Origin of the sequence: Lelliottia jeotgali (assembly GCF_016771845.1) — a bacterium.
Classification (GTDB): Bacteria; Pseudomonadota; Gammaproteobacteria; order Enterobacterales; family Enterobacteriaceae; genus Enterobacter; species Enterobacter jeotgali.
Genome location: NZ_JAENMQ010000015.1, coordinates 59,552 through 78,062 on the forward strand (window position 1 = coordinate 59,552; position 18,511 = coordinate 78,062).

At 55.6% G+C, this 18,511-nt stretch carries 13 protein-coding genes; 9 read left to right on the forward strand and 4 right to left on the reverse strand.

Features of this window, described 5'->3' with window-relative positions:
• Positions 1 to 128: 128 nt before the first annotated feature.
• From greB to feoC, 5 genes are all read left to right on the forward strand, one after another.
• Complete coding sequence (gene greB / locus JBO43_RS20725; protein WP_103947367.1) at positions 129 to 602, forward strand: transcription elongation factor GreB; 474 nt, start codon at positions 129 to 131, stop codon at positions 600 to 602.
• A gap of 87 nt (positions 603 to 689) precedes the next feature.
• A complete protein-coding gene (locus JBO43_RS20730; RefSeq protein WP_202674967.1) occupies positions 690 to 3,017 on the forward strand; it encodes a Tex family protein in 2,328 nt (775 codons plus the stop codon).
• Between the two features lie 336 nt (positions 3,018 to 3,353).
• Complete coding sequence (gene feoA, locus JBO43_RS20735; RefSeq protein WP_095283726.1) at positions 3,354 to 3,581, forward strand: ferrous iron transporter A; 228 nt, start codon at positions 3,354 to 3,356, stop codon at positions 3,579 to 3,581.
• A 30-nt stretch (positions 3,582 to 3,611) separates the two neighbouring features.
• Positions 3,612 to 5,930 carry a Fe(2+) transporter permease subunit FeoB gene (feoB, locus tag JBO43_RS20740; RefSeq protein ID WP_103947368.1) on the forward strand — a complete coding sequence of 773 codons (2,319 nt, stop codon included), beginning with the start codon at positions 3,612 to 3,614 and terminating at the stop codon, positions 5,928 to 5,930.
• 13 nt (positions 5,931 to 5,943) lie between these two features.
• A complete protein-coding gene (gene feoC, locus JBO43_RS20745; RefSeq protein WP_202674956.1) occupies positions 5,944 to 6,180 on the forward strand; it encodes a [Fe-S]-dependent transcriptional repressor FeoC in 237 nt (78 codons plus the stop codon).
• A 46-nt stretch (positions 6,181 to 6,226) separates the two neighbouring features.
• On the opposite strand, the gene JBO43_RS20750 is transcribed toward feoC, so the two are convergent.
• Positions 6,227 to 6,496: a YdgH/BhsA/McbA-like domain containing protein gene (locus JBO43_RS20750; protein WP_095284412.1), complete on the reverse strand. Its 270-nt coding sequence runs from the start codon at positions 6,494 to 6,496 to the stop codon at positions 6,227 to 6,229.
• A gap of 111 nt (positions 6,497 to 6,607) precedes the next feature.
• Entirely contained in the window at positions 6,608 to 7,381 is a 774-nt protein-coding gene (gene bioH, locus JBO43_RS20755) for a pimeloyl-ACP methyl ester esterase BioH (RefSeq protein ID WP_095283729.1), read from the reverse strand.
• A gap of 36 nt (positions 7,382 to 7,417) precedes the next feature.
• Between bioH and gntX the strand changes: the two genes are divergently transcribed.
• The 3 genes from gntX to gntT all read left to right on the forward strand — a co-directional run bounded on the left by gntX (position 7,418) and on the right by gntT (position 10,462).
• Positions 7,418 to 8,101, forward strand: a complete 684-nt coding sequence (gene gntX, locus JBO43_RS20760; RefSeq protein WP_095283730.1) for a DNA utilization protein GntX — start codon at positions 7,418 to 7,420, stop codon at positions 8,099 to 8,101.
• 61 nt (positions 8,102 to 8,162) lie between these two features.
• Positions 8,163 to 8,738 carry a Fe-S biogenesis protein NfuA gene (nfuA, locus tag JBO43_RS20765; RefSeq protein ID WP_095283731.1) on the forward strand — a complete coding sequence of 192 codons (576 nt, stop codon included), beginning with the start codon at positions 8,163 to 8,165 and terminating at the stop codon, positions 8,736 to 8,738.
• A 407-nt stretch (positions 8,739 to 9,145) separates the two neighbouring features.
• Positions 9,146 to 10,462: a gluconate transporter gene (gene gntT, locus JBO43_RS20770; RefSeq protein WP_095283732.1), complete on the forward strand. Its 1,317-nt coding sequence runs from the start codon at positions 9,146 to 9,148 to the stop codon at positions 10,460 to 10,462.
• A gap of 206 nt (positions 10,463 to 10,668) precedes the next feature.
• Here gntT and malQ read toward each other — a convergent pair whose 3' ends face one another.
• Positions 10,669 to 12,747, reverse strand: a complete 2,079-nt coding sequence (malQ, locus tag JBO43_RS20775) for a 4-alpha-glucanotransferase (protein WP_202674957.1) — start codon at positions 12,745 to 12,747, stop codon at positions 10,669 to 10,671.
• Between the two features lie 9 nt (positions 12,748 to 12,756).
• Entirely contained in the window at positions 12,757 to 15,150 is a 2,394-nt protein-coding gene (gene malP, locus JBO43_RS20780) for a maltodextrin phosphorylase (RefSeq protein WP_095283734.1), read from the reverse strand.
• Between the two features lie 587 nt (positions 15,151 to 15,737).
• Here malP and malT point away from each other — a divergent pair.
• Positions 15,738 to 18,443, forward strand: coding sequence for an HTH-type transcriptional regulator MalT (gene malT, locus JBO43_RS20785; protein ID WP_095283735.1), 2,706 nt, complete (start codon positions 15,738 to 15,740; stop codon positions 18,441 to 18,443).
• Positions 18,444 to 18,511 lie beyond the last annotated feature (68 nt).

Here is an 18,511-nt window from a genome sequence, read left to right on the forward strand (position 1 = left end):
CAAAGCATATTTAACAGCAGCTTATCTGCACATTTCATCACATTAATCATTATTAATCCTGTCTGGTAAGCTATGTGGTACGTAATGTGCGTAATGTCTGCAACTGAGTCGAGTCTTAAGGTCACACCATGAAAACGCCGCTAATCACCCGCGAAGGGTACGAAAAACTCAAAAAAGAGATGGATTACCTCTGGCGGGAAGAGCGCCCGGAAGTGACCAAAAAAGTGACCTGGGCGGCCAGTCTCGGCGACCGCAGTGAGAACGCTGACTATCAGTATAATAAGAAACGCCTGCGCGAGATTGACAGACGCGTCCGTTATCTCACCAAATGCCTTGAGAACCTAAGAATTGTTGATTATTCGCCGCAGCAAGAGGGCAAAGTGTTCTTCGGCGCGTGGGTAGAAATTGAGAATGATGATGGCGATATCCGCCGCTTTCGCATTGTCGGCTACGATGAAATTTTTGGTCGTAAGGATTACATCTCGATCGACTCGCCGATGGCCCGCGCGCTGCTCAAAAAGGAAGTCGGTGATTTAACCATCGTCCAGACGCCCGGCGGTGAAGCCAGCTGGTACGTCAACGAAATTGAGTACGTTAAATAGTCCGAGAGCACCCTCCACGGCTGGCATTTTCGCGTGTCAGCCCGTATAACTATCCCCCTGTTTTTCGACAAACCAGATGACAAAGCCATGATGAAAGATTCGCTCTGCCGCATTATTGCGGGTGAACTTCAGGCCAGAGCCGAGCAGGTAGAAGCTGCCGTTCGCCTGCTTGATGAAGGGAACACCGTGCCGTTTATTGCACGTTATCGTAAGGAAGTCACCGGCGGTCTGGATGACACGCAGCTGCGCAACCTGGAGACCCGTCTGGGCTACCTGCGCGAGCTGGAAGACCGTCGTCAGGCCATTCTCAAATCCATCGGCGAGCAGGGCAAACTGACCGATGCGCTGGCAGGTGCTATCAACGGCACGATGAGCAAAACCGAGCTCGAAGACCTTTATCTGCCGTACAAACCTAAGCGCCGCACCCGCGGGCAGATTGCGATTGAAGCAGGCCTTGAGCCGCTGGCGGATCTGCTGTGGAACACCCCGTCACACGATCCGGAAACGGAAGCCGCGAAATTTATCGACGCGGAAAAAGGCGTGGCCGATACCAAAGCCGCCCTCGACGGTGCGCGCTATATCCTGATGGAGCGTTTTGCCGAAGACGCCGCGCTGCTCTCCAAAGTGCGTGATTATCTGTGGAAAAATGCCCATATCGTCTCAACCGTGGTGAGCGGTAAAGAAGAGGAAGGCGCGAAATTCCGCGACTACTTCGATCATCACGAACCGATCTCTACCGCACCGTCGCATCGTGCGCTGGCAATGTTCCGCGGCCGTAACGAAGGTGTGCTGCAACTCTCCCTTAATGCCGATCCGCAGTTCGACGAGCCGCCGAAAGAGAGTTATTGCGAACAGATTATTACCAACCACCTCGGCCTGCGCCTGAATAATGCTCCGGCAGACAGCTGGCGCAAAGGCGTGGTGAGCTGGACATGGCGCATCAAAGTGCTGATGCACCTCGAAACCGAACTGATGGGCACCGTGCGCGAACGCGCCGAAGACGAAGCGATTAACGTCTTTGCCCGAAACCTGCACGACCTGCTGATGGCCGCACCGGCTGGCCTGCGCGCCACTATGGGCCTCGATCCGGGCCTGCGTACTGGCGTGAAAGTGGCCGTTGTCGACGGGACCGGCAAACTGGTCGCGACCGACACCATCTATCCGCACACCGGCCAGGCCGCGAAAGCCGCCGTGGTGGTTGCCGCCCTGTGTGAAAAATACAACGTTGAACTGGTGGCGATCGGAAACGGTACCGCATCGCGCGAAACCGAACGCTTCTTCCTCGACGTGCAGGAGCAGTTCCCGAAAGTCACCGCGCAGAAAGTGATCGTCAGCGAAGCCGGAGCGTCGGTTTACTCGGCGTCCGAACTGGCGGCGCTCGAGTTCCCGGACCTCGACGTTTCCCTGCGCGGCGCGGTCTCTATCGCCCGCCGCCTGCAAGATCCGCTGGCAGAGCTGGTGAAAATCGATCCGAAATCGATCGGTGTCGGCCAGTATCAGCACGACGTGAGTCAGACTCAACTGGCGCGCCGTCTGGATGCGGTGGTGGAAGACTGCGTAAACGCCGTCGGTGTAGACCTGAACACCGCCTCCGTTGCTCTGCTGACCCGCGTGGCAGGCCTGACCCGCATGATGGCGCAGAATATCGTCGCCTGGCGTGATGAGAACGGTCAGTTCCAGAACCGCCAGCAGTTGTTGAAGGTGAGCCGTCTCGGGCCGAAAGCCTTTGAGCAGTGCGCGGGCTTCCTGCGTATCAACCACGGCGATAACCCGCTGGATGCCTCAACCGTTCACCCGGAAGCTTATCCGGTGGTGGAGCGTATTCTGGCTGCCACTCAGCAAGCGCTGAAAGACCTGATGGGCAACAGCACCAATCTGCGTGACCTGAAAGCCGTCGATTTCACCGACGACAAATTCGGCGTGCCAACCGTCTCCGACATCATCAAAGAGCTGGAAAAACCAGGTCGCGACCCGCGCCCTGAGTTTAAAACGGCGAAGTTTGCCGAAGGCGTTGAAACGATGAAAGATCTGCAGCCGGGAATGGTGCTGGAAGGCGCGGTAACAAACGTCACCAATTTTGGTGCCTTTGTCGATATCGGCGTACATCAGGACGGTTTAGTGCATATCTCTTCCCTGGCCGATAAGTTCGTGGAAGACCCGCATACCGTGGTCAAAGCGGGCGATATCGTGAAGGTGAAGGTGCTGGAAGTGGATATGCAACGCAAGCGTATCGCGCTGACGATGCGTCTTGACGAGCAGCCAGGCGAAACCAACGCTCGTCGTAATAACGGCGGCGGCGCGCGCGAGCAATCCCGTCCAGCAGCCAAAGCCGCGAAACCACGCCCTCAGGCTCAGCCTGCCGGTAACAGCGCGATGATGGATGCGCTGGCCGCCGCGATGGGCAAAAAACGTTAATGTCCCCCATTTGCCCGGCTGAATGTTGGCCGGGCAAACGCAGTATCGCCCGACAATCACACCGCAATAAGCTGGAATAAATAAGAACGTACTCACTCATTTATTAGTAAATATGGAACCGATTGCATATCCATATTTATACCAACGATTATCACTTAGTTAACAAATTAATAATTCATACCTCACTCCCCATCTCATTAAAAATTGAGCAAGGTCAAACAGTCCTCGAATTAATGTCCATATGAACATCCGGTCACATTTTAAATATTGCTGATAGAAACCATTCTCATTATCATGAACCTGTTGATTATTTAACCTTCGGTCAAAGTGGTTTCTATGCAATACACACCAGACAGTGCCTGGAAAATTACCGGTTTTGCCCGCGAAATTAGCCCGGCGTATCGTCAAAAACTCTTGTCATTAGGCATGCTGCCTGGGTCTTCGTTCCAGGTTGTGCGCATTGCGCCATTAGGCGATCCCGTGCATATCGAAACCCGTCGCGTCAATCTGGTATTGCGTAAGAAAGACCTCGCGTTATTAGAAGTCGAAGCTTTAATCCGATAAATCGCCAGCCGTTATACCGAGTCTAAAACAATGAAAAAATTAACCATTGGCTTAATTGGCAATCCTAATTCCGGCAAGACCACCTTATTTAATCAGCTAACGGGCGCACGTCAGCGCGTCGGTAACTGGGCGGGCGTCACGGTGGAACGTAAAGAAGGCCAGTTTTCGACGACGGACCATCAGGTCACTCTCGTTGACTTACCTGGCACTTATTCGCTCACCACCATTTCATCGCAGACCTCGCTCGATGAGCAAATTGCCTGCCACTATATTCTGAGCGGCGACGCGGATTTACTGATTAACGTCGTCGATGCCTCCAATCTTGAGCGTAACCTGTACCTGACCCTGCAATTGCTGGAGCTGGGCATTCCGTGCATCGTCGCGCTGAACATGCTCGATATTGCCGAGAAGCAAAAAATTCGTATCGACATCGATGCCCTTTCAGCACGCCTTGGTTGTCCGGTGATTCCGCTGGTCTCCACCCGCGCGCGTGGGATCGACGCCCTAAAGCTGGCGGTCGATCGCCACACCGGCAATACCGATCTTGAGCTGGTTCATTACCCGCAACCGCTGGTGCGCGAAGCCAGCATACTGGCGCAAGAAATGACCCACGCGATGCCGCAGAAACAGCGCAACTGGCTGGGGCTGCAAATGCTGGAAGGCGATATCTACAGCCGTGGTTATGCGGGCAACGCCGCACAGCATCTGGATATTTCGCTGGCGCGACTGAGTGACGAAATCGACGACCCGGCGCTGCATATCGCCGACGCACGCTATCAAAGCATCGCAGCGATTTGCGAAGTGGTCAGTAATACCCTGACCGCCGAACCTAGCCGCTTCACCTCTGCCGTTGATAAAATTATTCTCAACCGCTTCCTCGGCTTGCCGATCTTCCTGCTGGTGATGTACGTGATGTTCCTGCTCGCCATCAACATCGGCGGCGCGCTCCAACCGCTGTTCGATGTCGGCTCTGTGGCCATTTTTATCCACGGCCTGCAATGGCTGGGCTACACGCTGCATCTGCCTGAATGGCTGACCATTTTCCTCGCGCAGGGGCTGGGTGGCGGTATCAACACCGTTCTGCCGCTGGTGCCGCAAATCGGCATGATGTATCTGTTCCTCTCCTTCCTTGAGGATTCCGGTTACATGGCCCGCGCGGCCTTCGTGATGGATCGCCTGATGCAGGCGCTCGGTTTGCCAGGTAAATCCTTCGTTCCACTGATTGTCGGTTTTGGCTGTAACGTTCCGTCGGTGATGGGCGCACGTACGCTTGATGCGCCGCGTGAGCGCCTGATGACCATCATGATGGCGCCGTTTATGTCCTGCGGCGCACGACTGGCGATCTTCGCAGTCTTTGCGGCGGCGTTCTTTGGCCAGGAAGGTGCGCTGGCAGTATTTTCCCTGTACCTGCTGGGTATCGTGATGGCGATTCTCACCGGCCTGATGCTCAAACACACCATCATGCGCGGCGAAGCCTCACCGTTTGTGATGGAACTGCCGGTCTACCACGTCCCGCACATCAAAAGCCTGCTGATCCAGACCTGGCAGCGCCTGAAAGGTTTTGTTCTGCGCGCCGGTAAAGTCATTGTCATTGTCAGTATTTTCCTTAGCGCGCTGAACAGCTTTACCCTCAGCGGTCAGGCGGCGGATAATATCAACGACTCGGCGCTGGCCTCCGTCAGCCGCGTGATCACCCCGCTGTTCAAGCCGATTGGCGTTCATGAAGATAACTGGCAGGCCACCGTTGGGCTGTTCACCGGCGCGATGGCAAAAGAAGTGGTTGTGGGCACCCTGAACACGCTGTATACGGCGGAAAATATTCAGGAAGAGGAGTTTAACCCGGCGGAATTCCACCTCGGAGACGAGCTACTGGGCGCGGTGGATGAAACCTGGGAGAGTTTGAAAAACACCTTCAGCCTGAGCGTGCTCGCCAATCCCATCGAGGCCAGCAAAGGCGACGGTGAAATGGCAACTGGCGCGATGGGCGTAATGAGTCAGAAGTTCGGCAGTGCGTCAGCGGCCTATAGCTATCTGATCTTCGTCCTGCTCTACATTCCGTGCATTTCCGTGATGGGGGCGATTGCCCGCGAATCCAGCCGTGGCTGGATGGGCTTCTCGGTTCTGTGGGGGCTGAACATTGCGTACTCGCTGGCGACCGTCTTCTATCAGGCCACCAACTTTAACCAGCATCCACGCTACAGCCTGGTCTGCATCCTGGCGGTTGTGTTGTTCAACGTCATCCTTATTGGCCTGCTTCGCCGCGCACGCAGCCGTGTCGACGTCAACCTGCTGGCGACCAACAAAACGGCGGCCAACTGCTGTAACAGTCCTGCTGGCGACTGCCACTAAGAGGTAAGAGTTTATGGCATCGATGATTCAGGTTCGTGATCTACTGGCGCTTCAGGGGCGAATGGAGGCCAGACAGTTGAGCCTTTCCCTGCACACGCCACAGCCGATGATCGATGCCATGCTCGAAAGACTGGAGGCAATGGGAAAAGCTGTTCGGGTTCAGGAAGATAAGGACGACTGCTTGTCCGGTAGCTGCAAAAGCTGCCCGGAAGGGAAAGCGTGCCTGCGGGAATGGTGGGTACTGCGCTAATGTGATTTGCCGGGAAAACGAAACGCCTCCCGGCAATAATGGCTACTTACTTAAACACTTCCGCCGTGGCGCGAACGTCTTTCTCATTCTTCGTACCGCTGGTGATCACATAATATGTGCCGCCTAATTTATCCGCCTTTTCCGACAGCTCTTTTTTCGCATCCATCGGTGAGGTTTTATCTGACGTTGAAACATCCCCTACTTTGGTCAAGTTCATCTTTTTCGCTTCATCCCTTTGCAACTCTTTCGCCGCAAAAGCCCCAAAAGACAATGACCCAATAACCAGTGAAGCAACAAGTCCTGTGACTATTTTCATATCCATACTCTCCATAGGTTTATAATTGCGTATATCGCAGGGACAATTGCCACAACGACACACTGAGTATTGTCGTGGCACACCAGTTTTTCCAGGATGGATAGAAAACAATCAGTCTAAACGTTGACTTAACGCAGTCAGCGCCGCGCAAAACTCAGCGGGATGTGAAACAAAAGGCGCGTGCGCCGCTTTGGCAATAACCAACGACTCACTCTGCGGCCACTGCGCATCCAGCATCGGCACCACTTTGCGCGGAACCAGCCCATCAAGATAACCGTAGATTCGCAGATGCGGCACGGTAAGCGCAGCCAGTTGTTCGCGCAGGTCGACGGTTTTCAGGATCTCCAGGCCGCCATTCAGAACATCAACGTCCGGCATTGGCAGAGCCAGCACCGCGTTTTTGAGCATTCGCGCATCCTGTCGTGCCGTTTCGGTGCCCATTGTTTGCAGTGCCAGAAAACGCTCAACCGTGCGCTTGAAATCTTCGCTCAGCTGCTGCTGAAAGCCCGCTAAGACCTCCGGCTTGATACCTGGCCACTCGTCGCGGGCGCTAAAACACGGTGAGGAAGCTACCGTCACCAGCGCCTGAACGCGCTCCGGGTGCGTCAGGGCAATCTGACTGGCCACAAGCCCTCCTAAACTCCATCCGAGCCAGATAGCCTTTTGCGGCGCACGTTCCAGAACCTGTTGCGCCATCGCCTCCAGCGCCAGAGCGCCAAAGCCGTGGCTGCGCCCGAAACCGGGCAGATCAACAAGGTGCAACGTAAATTGCGAGGCCAGTTCCTCCTGAATGCAATGCCACACCTCGGCATTCAGCCCCCATCCGTGCAGCAGCACAAGATCAACATTTCCTGTGCCTGTGGTCTGCCACCAAAGATTATTCATCGGTTAGGATTCTCTTTTTTAACAAGGAAGTTGCTCATGCTAACAGTGCCTGGCTTGTGCTGGCTATGCCGAATGCCGCTCACGATAAGCCACTGGGGAGTGTGTTCGGTCTGCACACGCTCATTCCAGACCCGTACGCCCTGTTGCCCGCAATGCGGATTACCGGCAACGAGCGTCCACATCCCCTGCGGAAGGTGCCTGCAAAAGCCGCCGCCCTGGGATGCTCTGGTCGCGGTCGATGATTACGTTCAGCCGCTGAGTGGCCTGATCCATAAACTGAAATTTTCCCGGCAAACCCAGCTGGCCGCCCCTCTCGCTCGCCTGCTGGTACTGGCGGTTTTGCACGCCAGACGCACACGAAATTTGCCTGCGGTGGATTTACTCATCAGCGTGCCCCTCCACCACCGGCGCCACTGGCGTCGCGGGTATAATCAGAGCGAGGTGTTATGTCACCCACTTGCCCACTGGCTACGCTGCAGTTATCACCCTGTCGCGCTGAAACGCACACATGCCACGGCAATCCAGCATCAGCTCAGCGCGAGGTTGCGCAAAAGAAACCTTAAAAACGCCTTTCGGCTTGAATTGTCGGTCAAGGGCCGCCATATCGCGATTGTGGATGATGTCGTCACAACCGGCAGCACGGTAGCAGAACTTTCCCGACTGCTTTTGCAAAGCGGCGCGGCGACGGTTCAGGTATGGTGTTTGTGTCGCACCTTGTAGCCCTTTTCCGATGGGCGTATTATTATACCCAGGTAATTTAGTCAACTATTAGGCCAAAGCTATGATCCGTATTTCCGATTCTGCACAATCACACTTTGCCAAACTGCTGGCAAATCAGGAAGAAGGGACGCAGATCCGCGTGTTTGTGATTAATCCAGGCACTCCGAATGCAGAATGCGGTGTCTCTTATTGTCCTCCGGACGCTGTGGAAGCATCTGACACTGCCCTTAAATTTGAGCAGCTCACCGCCTATGTCGATGAGTTAAGCGCGCCGTATCTTGACGATGCGGAAATCGATTTCGTTACCGATCAGCTGGGTTCTCAGCTGACGCTGAAAGCACCGAACGCGAAAATGCGTAAAGTGTCCGACGATGCCCCGCTGATGGAGCGCGTGGAATATCTGCTGCAATCGCAGATCAACCCGCAGCTGGCCGGTCACGGCGGTAAAGTCACCCTGATGGAAATCACTGACGACGGTCTGGCTATCCTGCAGTTCGGCGGCGGGTGCAACGGGTGTTCTATGGTCGACGTGACCCTCAAGGAAGGGATCGAGAAGCAAATGCTGAACGAATTCCCTGAGCTGAAAGGCGTGCGCGATCTGACCGAACACCAGCGCGGCGAGCACTCATACTACTGAGTTCCCGTCTGTCTTTGCCGGGTGGCGGCTTCACCTTATCCGGCCTACAGTTCGAGGCTTATGTAGGCCCGCTAAGCGTAGCGCCATCGGGCAAATGACCGCACACCACATCCAGGCCGGGTACGGCGTAACCGCCAACCCGGCTTTTGTTTGCCCATCACTCCCTCCCCATATGTTGACCTGCGTCTCATAATTCAAATTTTGCCTGCCAGGGTGATTCTCAATCCGCACATGTTACCCGTATCATTCACATGGGCACTAAGCATCCTCATAACAGCCGACTAAACTCAATAGTTTCGCAGGCAACCAGTATTAGTGCCGTTAATTCTCTGTTCCCAGTTGGGACAATCGGAAATTGTCGTCGAAACAATGACGTTACCCATAACAATTGAAAGGCCAGGTTAATCATGCCATTAGTTATCGTCGCTATCGGTGTTGTCTTATTACTGCTCTTGATGATCCGTTTCAAGCTGAACGGCTTCATCGCTCTGGTTCTGGTGGCACTTGCAGTCGGTCTGATGCAAGGAATGCCGCTGGTCAAAGTCATTAGCTCTATCAAAGCCGGTGTCGGCGGAACGCTTGGCAGCCTGGCGCTGATCATGGGCTTCGGCGCCATGCTCGGTAAAATGCTGGCAGACTGCGGCGGCGCACAGCGTATCGCGACCACGCTGATCGCCAAATTTGGTAAACAGCACATTCAATGGGCGGTGGTATTAACCGGTTTTACCGTCGGTTTCGCGCTGTTCTATGAAGTTGGCTTCGTGCTGATGCTGCCGCTGGTCTTCACCATCGCGGCTGCGGCGAATATCCCGCTGCTGTATGTCGGTGTGCCAATGGCCGCTGCGCTGTCTGTGACCCACGGCTTCCTGCCACCGCATCCGGGTCCAACCGCTATCGCGACCATCTTCCACGCGGATATGGGTAAAACCCTGCTGTTCGGTACCATCCTGGCGATCCCAACCGTTATCCTTGCGGGTCCGGTATTTGCTCGCTGCCTGAAAGGCATCGACAAGCCCATCCCGGAAGGTCTGTACAGCGCAAAAACCTTCACTGAAGAAGAGATGCCAAGCTTTGGCGTCAGCGTCTGGACTTCTCTGGTGCCGGTCGTGCTGATGGCGATGCGCGCCGTGGCAGAAATGGTGCTGCCGAAAGGTCACGCGTTCCTGTCCGTCGCTGAGTTCCTCGGTGATCCGGTCATGGCGACGCTGATTGCCGTCCTGATTGCGCTGTTTACCTTCGGTCTGAATCGCGGTCGTAACATGGACCAGATTAACGACACGCTGGGCTCTGCCATCAAAATTATCGCCATGATGCTGTTGATCATCGGCGGTGGCGGTGCGTTCAAGCAGGTTCTGGTGGACAGCGGCGTGGATAAATACATCGCCTCTATGATGCATGAAACCAACATTTCTCCGATTCTGATGGCATGGTCTATCGCCGCCGTTCTGCGTATCGCGCTGGGTTCTGCGACCGTTGCAGCGATTACCGCTGGCGGTATCGTGGCGCCGCTGATTGCGACCACCGGCGTGAGCCCTGAGCTGATGGTTATCGCAGTAGGTTCCGGTAGCGTGATTTTCTCCCACGTGAACGATCCGGGCTTCTGGCTGTTCAAGGAGTACTTCAACCTGACTATCGGTGAGACCATCAAGTCCTGGTCGATGCTGGAAACGATTATTTCCGTGTGCGGCCTGATTGGCTGTCTGCTGTTGGGGATGGTGGTTTAAGCCTTACCCGGTCTGGTTGATCTGTGCGGTCATTTGCCGGGTGGCGGCTGCGCCTTACCCGGCCTACAAGGTAAACGCAAAACGGCAACCAAAGGTTGCCGTTTTTAATGTGTTCTCCTTCTCCCCTGGGAGAGGGTCGGGGTGAGGGCATCAAACCGCACCCTCCGTAGGCCCGGCAAGCGCATTTGCGCCGCCGGGCTTTTTTATCACTTCTTCGCTCTTCTGCGCTTATCCAAATCCTTAATCAGCTTGTTCACGCCGTCGTCGGCAAACATCTTCTCAAGGGTGGTGGACAGCTTACGCCGCCAGTTTTTGTACTGATAGCTGGTGCCCGGAATGTTTACCGGCTCCGCCATTCCCAGCCAGTCTTCCGGCTGCAAACCCAGCAGAGCGCTGTTGCTGTCGGCAATATAGCGCTGCATCGCGCGATTGAGCGTCGGCGTCATCGCCATTAGCGAGGCCTTATGCCCGGCACGTTTTGGCAGACAGCCGTGCTTATGCAGCGCATCCAGCAGCCCTTGTTTTGCCAGCTCGCGATCCTGATACAGCCCGCGCAGCACCCCTTCATCCGGATACAAACCTAGCGTTTTGCCAAGCGTGAGATCGCCACTTTCCCAATAGCCTCGCAGCGTAGGAAGATCATGCGTTGTCGCGACAGCCATTGATTGTTCAGGATACGCTTTCGGCGAACGGAACGTCTTCTCATGGTCACTTTCGAAATAGAGTACTTTGTATGAATAAACGCCACTCTCGCGTAATTTGCTGACGATTTCAACCGGTACAGTACCGAGATCTTCGCCAATCACCATGCAGGAGTGACGCTGGCTTTCCAGCGCCAGAATCGACAGTAAATCGTCCACCGGATAATGCACATACGCGCCGTGATCCGCCGTTTCACCGTACGGAATCCACCACAGACGCAGCACAGACATTACGTGGTCGATACGCAATGCGCCGCAGTTTTGCATGTTGGCGCGCAGCAGATCGATAAACGGCTCGTACCCGCGCGCCGCCATCACGTGCGGGTCCATCGGCGGCAGGCCCCAGTTCTGACCCAGCGGACCGAGAATATCCGGCGGCGCGCCGACGGAGGCTTTCAGGCAGTAAAGCTCGCGATCGCACCAGGTTTCGGCTCCGCCTTCCGCCACGCCCACCGCCAGATCGCGGTACAGGCCGATCGGCATGTCGTAGCCCTGGCTCTCCTGCCAGCAGGCGGCAAACTGGCTGTACGCCAGCCATTGCAGCCACAGGAAGAAATCCACTTCGTTGGCGTGTGTTTTGCAGAAGGCTTTCACTTCCGGGGAATCCACCGACTGATACGCCTCTGGCCACACCGGCCAGCCCCAGCGCATTTCGTCCTCTTTCACCTGATAGGCATGCAGCGCATCGAACGCCGCCTGCCAGTAAAGGCTGTCACCTTCCTGGGTGACAAATTGACGGAACGCTTTCATCTGTTCGTCGGTGCGTTTTGCAAAGCCCTTCCACGCCATGCGCAGAGCGGCCATTTTCAGCGCCGTGACCGTTGCGTAGTCGACCCAGTCGGCGTCTCGCACCTGTTTCAGCGTCTGCTGAGTGGTGCTCATCTTCCACCACTCCTGCGCCTCTTTGCTGTTTTTGAAATCATCCAGCGCGTTGACGTCGATATAAATCACGTTCAACCAGCGCCGGGATGACGGGCTGTACGGGCTGGCGCTTTCCGGATTCGCCGGATACAGCGCGTGGATTGGGTTAAGGCCGATAAACGCCCCACCGCGTTTGCCCACGTCCGTCAGCATTTTCTTCAGATCGCCAAAATCGCCGATCCCCCAGTTGTCGTCCGAACGCAGCGTATAGAGCTGCACGCAGGCGCCCCACAGCTTTTTGCCTTCACGCAGTGCCTGCGGTTCGTAGCAGCGTTTCGGGGCAATAATCACCCGACAATGGAAACGATGCTCGCCCTGAGTGAGCGTCAGAGTGTGGTAGCCTTGCGGCAACTTCGTCGGAAGGTTGAGCTGTTTACCGCCCGTGGCATGGCCCTTATGTTCCTGACCCTCTTCGGTGATTAACAGCCAACTGAACTCGCCGCTGCCGTCAATCATCAGCGGCATTTTCTTGCCCGCAGTGAACACTTTCACCAGCGGAACCGGCATCACCGCCGCTTTCGCGACGGGTTTAGCCTTGTGCATGGCGTCCAGCAAACGTCTTTTGGTTTCAGCGCCAATTGACTGTGGTTTACCGTGAGCATTGATGTAACTGGGGCTGATCCCCGCCGCCAGCGCGGCATTATCCAGACGTTTGCTATCCATCGCGCTTCCTTAGCGTTTTGCCTGCCAGATACGGGCCTGATAATCACGGATTGAACGGTCAGAGCTGAACATCCCGCAGCGCGCGGTGTTCAGAATACACGCCCGGGTCCAGGCGTCCTGATCGCGATACAGCACATCGACCTGCTTCTGTGCATCCACGTAGGCGGTGAAGTCCGCCATCACCAGATACGGATCGCCACCCTGTTTGCCGATGCTGTGCAGCATCTGGTCAAACGCATGTTTGTCGCCATCGCTGTATTTGCCGCTTTCCAGCTCTTTCAGCACTGCATCCAGCACTTTGTCTTTCTTGCGCCATTTCACCGGGTCATAGCCTTTGGCTTTCAGGGCTTTCACCTCCTCGACCGTATGCCCGAAGATAAAGATGTTCTCTTCGCCCACCTGCTCAGCGATTTCGACGTTTGCACCGTCCAGGGTGCCGACGGTTAACGCACCGTTCAGCGCCAGCTTCATGTTGCCAGTGCCGGACGCCTCTTTGCCCGCCGTGGAGATCTGCTCAGAAATATCCGCCGCCGGGATCAGCATTTCCGCCGCCGACACGCAGTAATCCGGCAGGAACACCACTTTCAGCTTATCGCCGACGTTCGGATCGTTGTTCACCGCGTCGGCCACTTTGTTGATGGCCAGAATGATGTTCTTCGCCAGGTAGTAGCCAGGCGCGGCTTTGGCACCAAACAGGAACACGCGCGGCACGCGGTCGGCGTTCGGGTTCTCGCGGATCTCTTTATACAGCGCCAGAATGTGCAGCAGGTTCAGGTGCTGACGTTTGTACTCATGCAGGCGTTTAATCTGGATATCAAAAATCGCGTTTGGATTGATTTCAATCCCGGTACGCACTTTCACGAACGCCGCCAGGCGCACTTTGTTCTCTTGCTTAATAGCCTGATATTTCTGACGGAACTTCGCGTCGTCAGCCTGTTTTTCCAGGTTGATCAGTTGGTCGAGATCGTTGGCCCACTCTTTCTTCAGGGTTTTATCCAGCAGCGCGGCAAGCGCCGGGTTGCACTGTTTGATCCAGCGACGCGGCGTGATGCCGTTGGTGACGTTATGGAACTTGTTCGGCCAAAGCTGGTGATATTCCGGGAACAGATCTTTGACCACCAGATCCGAGTGCAGCGCCGCCACACCGTTCACCGCAAAGCCGCTGACCACACACATATTCGCCATGCGCACCTGTTTATCGTGCACCACCGCCAGTTTCGCCCACACCGCTTTGTCGCCCGGCCAGGTTTTGCTCACCAACACTTTGAACTGGTCGTTGATCTGATTAATGATCTGCATATGGCGCGGCAGAAGCGCTTTCACCAGCTTCTCGTCCCAGCACTCCAGCGCTTCTGGCATCAGGGTGTGGTTGGTATACGCGAAGGTCTTGCTGGTGATCGCCCAGGCCGCATCCCAGCTCAGCTGGTGCTCATCGAGCAGTACGCGCAGCAGTTCAGGGATCGCGATCGTTGGGTGAGTGTCGTTCAGCTGGATAACTTCGTAATCCGCCAGCTCAGACAGCTTACGCCCCGCCAGATGATGGCGACGCAGGATATCCGCCACCGAACAGGCGCACTGGAAATACTGCTGCATCAGGCGCAGTTTTTTACCCGCCAGATGGTTGTCGTTCGGGTACAGAACTTTGGTCAGCTTCTCGGCGTCGATACCCTGCTGCTCGGCACGCAGGAAATCGCCGTCGTTAAATTTGGTCAGATTGAACGGATGCGCGTGTTTCGCCTGCCACAGACGCAGCGGCTGCGCGACGCCGTTACGATAGCCCAGCACCGGCAGATCCCAGGCTTCGCCGGTGATGACAAAACCCGGTTCCCAATGGCCCTGCTTCGTGACTTTGCCGCCAATGCCGACGTGCACGTCGAGCTGCGCGTTATGGCGGAACCACGGATAGCTGCCGCGATGCCAGTCGTCCGGGGCTTCAATCTGATGCCCGTCATTAAAGGACTGACGGAACAGGCCGTACTGATAGTTCAGACCATAACCGATAGCGGATTGCCCTACCGTCGCCATTGAATCGAGGAAACAGGCCGCCAGACGCCCTAACCCGCCGTTGCCTAAGCCCGGATCGGTTTCTTCCTCCAGCAAATCGGTCAGGTTCACGTTGTGCTCATTCAGCACCTCGCTCACTTCCTGATACCAGCCAAGGTTCAGCAGATTGTTGCCGGTCAGGCGTCCAATCAGAAACTCCATCGAGATGTAGTTCACATGACGCTGGTTTTTGACCGGCTTCGCCGCTGGCTGAGCGCTGAGCAGTTCGGCCAGCGCACCGCTCACGGCTTGCCACCACTGATGAGGCGTCATGTCCTCTGCTGCAAACAAACCAAAACGCTGCCACTGACGCGTCAGGGCAGCCTGAAATTGAGCTTTGTTGAAGGTAGGCTGTGACATAGGGAATCGGCATCCTGTAGAGAAAGAAAACATAATGGCGCTAGTGTGCCTGGCTCATTCCCCCTCTTCCTCCTCCTGCCGGGGATTAGGCAGGGAGGAGTAACGGGGATGAGCGCAAAAGTGTGATCAAGGCCACTCTTGAGCATAGAACGAGTGTGCCGGGAAGGGGGAAAGATAAACGGGAAGAGTGTCAAATAAATGAAATGCAGTTTCGGATGAAATTAATATCAGCAGAAATGATTACTTACCAGGAATAATATTTATGTGTTTTAGGCGTTTCTCAGAGGGTTATTTTCCAGTAACAACTATACCGGTTATTTATTAACTTCGTGATGAGAATCGCCTTATGAAACCAGTTTCAGGATAAAGGCACTAAATGCATACAAGCCAGCATCCATGCTGGATACAGGGCATTTAAAAAAGTTCCCGGTCAATGGGGAATAATTTTGTGACAGAGTGCAAATTCAGGGATAGAAAAAACGGACATAACTTGCAATAGTTCCTTTTCTGGCCGACCTTATATCTATTAATTACGAAGCGCAAAAAAAATCGATTTCCTCGTTTCCCCACAGTGAAGTGAAAAACTTATGTTGATTCCGTCCAAATTAAGTCGCCCGGTTCGTCTTGACCATACTGTGGTCCGCGAACGCCTGTTGGCGAAACTTTCCGGCGCGAATAATTTCCGACTGGCGCTGGTTACGAGTCCTGCAGGTTATGGAAAAACAACGCTCATCTCACAGTGGGCCGCAGGTAAAAGCGATTTAGGCTGGTATTCCCTTGATGAGGGCGATAACCAGCAGGAGCGCTTTGCCAGCTATCTGATCGCGGCCATTCAGCAGGCGACCAACGGGCATTGCGTCACCAGTGAAGTGATGGTGCAAAAGCGCCAGTACGCCAGCCTCTCCTCCCTGTTCGCCCAGCTGTTCATCGAACTGGCCGAATGGCATCGCCCGCTGTTCCTGGTGATTGACGATTACCATCTGATTACCAATCCGGTGATCCACGAATCGATGCGTTTCTTCCTGCGCCATCAGCCGGAAAATCTCACCCTGGTGGTGCTGTCGCGTAACCTGCCGCAGCTGGGCATTGCCAACCTGCGCGTGCGCGATCAGCTTCTCGAAGTGGGCAGCCAGCAGTTGGCCTTCAACCATCAGGAAGCGAAACAGTTCTTTGACTGTCGGCTCAGCTCGCCGATTGAAGCCTCCGAAAGCAGCCGTCTGTGCGACGATGTGGCCGGTTGGGCAACTGCTTTGCAGCTCATCGCGCTCTCAGCCCGACAAAATAACAGCCCGACGCACCAGTCTGCACGCCGCCTGGCGGGCATTAACGCCAGCCATTTATCCGATTATCTGGTCGATGAAGTGCTGGACAGCGTTGATCCGGCCACCCGCCAGTTCCTGCTGAAAAGCTCGCTGCTGCGCTCGATGAACGACGCGCTAATTGTGCGCGTAACCGGCGAAGACAACGGCCAGATGCGCCTTGAAGAGATCGAACGCCAGGGACTGTTCCTGCAACGCATGGACGACTCCGGGGAATGGTTCAGCTTCCATCCGCTGTTTGGCAACTTCCTGCGCCAGCGCTGCCAGTGGGAAATGGCTACCGAATTACCCGACGTTCACCGCTCCGCCGCCGAAAGCTGGATGGCGCAAGGCTTCCCGAGCGAAGCTATCCACCACGCGCTGGCCGCCGGTGACGCCAATATGCTGCGCGACATTCTGCTTAACCACGCCTGGGGTCTGTTCAACCACAGCGAACTGACGCTACTCGAAGAGTCGCTCCGCGCCCTGCCGTGGGAAAGCCTGCTGGAAAACCCGCGTCTGGTGCTGTTGCAGGCGTGGCTGATGCAGAGCCAGCACCGTTATAGCGAAGTAAACACATTACTTGCTCGCGCCGAACAAGAGATGAAAGGCGAGATGGACGGCACGCTGCACGGTGAGTTTAACGCCCTGCGTGCGCAGGTTGCCATCAACGACGGCGACCAGGAAGAGGCTGAGCGTCTGGCGATGATCGCCCTCGACGAACTGCCGCTGGCGAACTATTACAGCCGCATTGTTGCCACCTCGGTCCACGGTGAAGTGCTGCACTGCAAAGGCGATCTCACGCGTTCCCTGTCGCTGATGCAGCAAACTGAGCAGATGGCCCGCCGTCACGATGTCTGGCATTACGCCCTGTGGAGCATGATCCAGCAGAGCGAAATCTTATTTGCTCAGGGGTTCCTGCAAGCCGCCTGGGAGACTCAGGAAAAAGCGTTCCAGTTGATTCACGATCAGCACCTGGAACAGCTGCCGATGCACGAATTCTTGCTGCGCATTCGCGCGCAATTACTGTGGGCCTGGGCGCGTCTGGATGAGGCCGAAGCGTCTGCTCGTCACGGCGTTGAGGTGCTTTCCACCTTCCAGCCGCAGCAGCAGCTGCAATGCCTGGCCCTGCTGGTGCAGTGCTCCCTGGCGCGCGGCGATCTGGATAATGCCCGGAATCACCTGAACCGCCTCGAAAATCTACTCGGCAACGGCCAATATCACAGCGACTGGGTTTCCAACGCCGATAAAGTGCGGGTGATCTACTGGCAAATGATCGGCGATAAAAAATCCGCCGCCAACTGGCTGCGCCAGACGCCAAAACCGGAATTCGCCAATAACCACTTCCTGCAAAGCCAGTGGCGCAACATCGCCCGCGCGCAGATCCTGCTCGGTGAGTTTGAGCCTGCGGAAATTGTGCTGGAAGAGTTAAACGAGAACGCCCGCAGCCTGCGTCTGATGAGCGATCTGAACCGCAACCTGCTGCTGCTCAATCAGCTTTACTGGCAGGCAGGGCGCAAAAACGACGCGCAGCGCGTGCTGCTGGAAGCCTTACAACTGGCGAACCGTACCGGATTTATCAGTCATTTTGTGATTGAAGGCGAGACGATGGCGCAGCAGCTGCGCCAGCTGATTCAGCTCAATACGTTACCGGAACTGGATCAACACCGCGCCCAGCGCATTCTGCGCGAGATTAACCAGCATCACCGCCACAAGTTTGCGCACTTCGACGAGAACTTTGTCGAACGTCTACTGAACCACCCGGAAGTACCGGAACTTATTCGCACCAGCCCGCTCACCCAACGTGAGTGGCAGGTTCTGGGGTTGATTTACTCGGGCTACAGCAACGAACAGATTGCGGGCGAGCTGGCGGTCGCAGCGACCACCATCAAAACGCACATTCGTAATTTGTATCAGAAACTCGGCGTGGCGCATCGTCAGGATGCGGTGCAACATGCGCAGCAGCTGTTAAAGATGATGGGGTATGGCGTGTAATTCATTGCCCGGTGGCGCTACGCTTACCGGGCCTACGGTTTAGTAGGTCGGGTCAGGCGCAGCCGCCA